At 32.9% G+C, this 2,281-nt stretch carries 4 protein-coding genes; all 4 read left to right on the plus strand.

The features are described 5' to 3' along the window. Nucleotides 1–313: 313 nt before the first annotated feature. The 4 genes from FC85_RS16030 (at nucleotide 314) to FC85_RS02525 (ending at nucleotide 2,198) form a co-directional block, all read left to right on the plus strand. The gene (locus tag FC85_RS16030) at nucleotides 314–496 is read left to right on the plus strand and encodes a thioredoxin domain-containing protein (RefSeq protein WP_225424233.1); all 183 of its coding nucleotides are present in this window, start codon (nucleotides 314–316) and stop codon (nucleotides 494–496) included. A 10-nt stretch (nucleotides 497–506) separates the two neighbouring features. Then, entirely contained in the window at nucleotides 507–707 is a 201-nt protein-coding gene (locus tag FC85_RS16035) for an ArsC/Spx/MgsR family protein (protein ID WP_235807818.1), read from the plus strand. Nucleotides 708–938: 231 nt separating this feature from the next. After that, nucleotides 939–1,172 (plus strand): hypothetical protein, encoded by a 234-nt coding sequence (locus FC85_RS02520; RefSeq protein ID WP_057863998.1) that lies wholly within the window; start codon nucleotides 939–941, stop codon nucleotides 1,170–1,172. A 168-nt stretch (nucleotides 1,173–1,340) separates the two neighbouring features. Then, nucleotides 1,341–2,198 carry an SDR family oxidoreductase gene (locus tag FC85_RS02525; RefSeq protein WP_057863999.1) on the plus strand — a complete coding sequence of 286 codons (858 nt, stop codon included), beginning with the start codon at nucleotides 1,341–1,343 and terminating at the stop codon, nucleotides 2,196–2,198. Nucleotides 2,199–2,281 lie beyond the last annotated feature (83 nt).

Raw genomic sequence — 2,281 nt, forward strand, 5'->3', positions numbered from 1 at the left:
GATACCTCTTTCTTGTTTGTGGTGAATTAAGAATAGGTCTTCATGGCCTTTTTGACAAGTTTGAATAAAGAACTGGTCTAGTAGAACAGGTGTTGCACTTCAATTTTAAATCGAGGCAAAATAACTAATACCAAGAAACCAGATTAAATTAGAATCAGCATTGGCACGATCCATTTTGTGTTTCCTTGGATTTAATAATTGACATCTTAACTATGATATTTTAATCTAGTTTAAAAATATAACAATAATATTTTTAAAAATAGCATTAGTAGTTATAAATATAATGTCGTTTGGGTAGAAAAGGAGGATCTATATGTTAACTTTACTAGTTGCCACAAACAATACTTCTGGTTGTGAATCTAAACATTGGTTACTAAAACGTCATGTGGTATTTCAAGAAAGAAATATGTTAAAACAGCCGTTAAACGTTAACGAAATTAAAGAACTACTTTCTCTGAGAGAATGGATGCTGGGATATTGTCTCAAACCCGGCTAAAACTTTTAAAGTGCTAGGTATAGACGCAGACAATTTAAAATTATCCCATTTTATTAAGTTACTGGCTAATAATAATAGTTTAATAGAATCTCCAATTCTTATTGATAATCAAAGAATTTTGATTGGCTTTAATGAAAAGGAAATTCGGAGCTTTCTTCCTAGACAAGTTAAGAGAGAAGAAATGGATCTTTTGTTAATTAAAACTAGATAAATTGCTGGGTTCAAACTTTTAATAGAATATAGCATGTGCTTTGCGTTTTAAAATAGTTGTCTAGGTGGAGTTTAAAAGATAGTCGAACTACAGGGGAAAATGAACCTATATTGGTTGACCAAGGGCAATGATAATTAGAAGCTATCGTATAGTTTCCAACAAACAAATAAATACGAGAAAAAAATAGATCTAACTGAAAAGCTAAATTTAATAATACGAGGAGGAATCTTTATGAAAAATGGTGAAGATGAATTATTCAATCTATTAGAAAACACACCTGTTCATGCTCAAAATGGGGTTTCATTAAAAGTGATTTATGAACATACAGATTTGTTTTGGAGATATTCCTTTAATGAAATTATTAAATATTTTAAAGACTTGATTCACTTTCAACTGGTTAAAGGAAGACTTATTAAATCCGGAAATCTTGAAGAAAATTGGGAATTTTTGGGCATTTTGTACTAAGGATAGAAAATATGTTGTCAAAGATTTGTAAGCGCAACCACAAAGGCTGAACGCTATAAATGTGATTTTTGACTGATCTTTATCATTTTAAAAACTTTACAAAACCAATCGGGAATAATTTTCCATTATCAATACTGCTAATTTATTTTCAAAGGAGGAATTTCTAAAATGCCCAATTCTCAGGAACCTAAACAAGGTTATTTGATGGATGATCAGACACAAAATCTAACTCCAATTCCACAATTGGAAGACTCTTCTTATGAGCCAAGCAACAAACTGAGAGGCAAAATCGCTCTAATTACAGGGGGAGATAGTGGGATTGGAGCCGCTACCGCCCTTTTGTTTGCAAAAGAAGGTGCCGATATTGTTCTTGTCCATTATCAATCAGATCAAGATGCTCAGAAAATAGCTGATAAAATTTTAAAGATCGGTCGTCGGGTTTTAGTTTTGGCAGGTGATATTGCTGATGAAGGCTTTATTAAAAAAATAACAGCAGAAACTTCACAGAAGTTTGGTCATGTTGACATACTTGTCAATAATGCTGGTGAACAACATGTTCACGAACATTTTTTAGATATTCCAATGAGTGAAGTCACAAGAATTTTCAAAACAAATGTTATAGGTATGTTTATGTTGACTAAAGCAATATTTCCTCTATTTCGAGAGGGTGGCTCAATAATAAACACTACTTCTATTACGGCATATGCAGGCTCACCTGTCCTTGTTGATTATTCTGCAAGCAAAGGAGCAATCTTATCTTTTACTCGGTCATTAGCGCAGAATGAAGACATATTAGAAAAAAAGATTAGGGTAAACGCAGTAGCACCGGGGCCAATCTGGACACCACTGATTCCTGCAACTTTTACTTCTGAACAACTAAAAACATGGGGCAAAAGTAATGCACTTAAAAGGCCAGGTCAACCATATGAAGTGGCACCGAGTTATTTATTTCTAGCCACAAATGCTAGTGAATATGTCACAGGACAGACCATTCATGTAAATGGTGGGGAGATTGTGAATGGTTAAATAAAGGAGGAGAAGAGTTTTGCAACTTATTTATAAATTGCTCTACCTGATTATTATTATCATTCTATTTCCATTTGCAATTT

The sequence above is a fragment of the Lentilactobacillus diolivorans DSM 14421 genome, from assembly GCF_001434255.1.
Classification (GTDB): Bacteria; Bacillota; Bacilli; order Lactobacillales; family Lactobacillaceae; genus Lentilactobacillus; species Lentilactobacillus diolivorans.

Coding starts and splice junctions, on each gene's coding strand:
- FC85_RS16030 (WP_225424233.1), top strand. CDS start 314: ATGTTAACTTTACTAGTTGCCACAAACAATACTTCTGGTTGTGAATCT.
- FC85_RS02520 (WP_057863998.1), top strand. CDS start 939: ATGAAAAATGGTGAAGATGAATTATTCAATCTATTAGAAAACACACCT.
- FC85_RS02525 (WP_057863999.1), top strand. CDS start 1,341: ATGCCCAATTCTCAGGAACCTAAACAAGGTTATTTGATGGATGATCAG.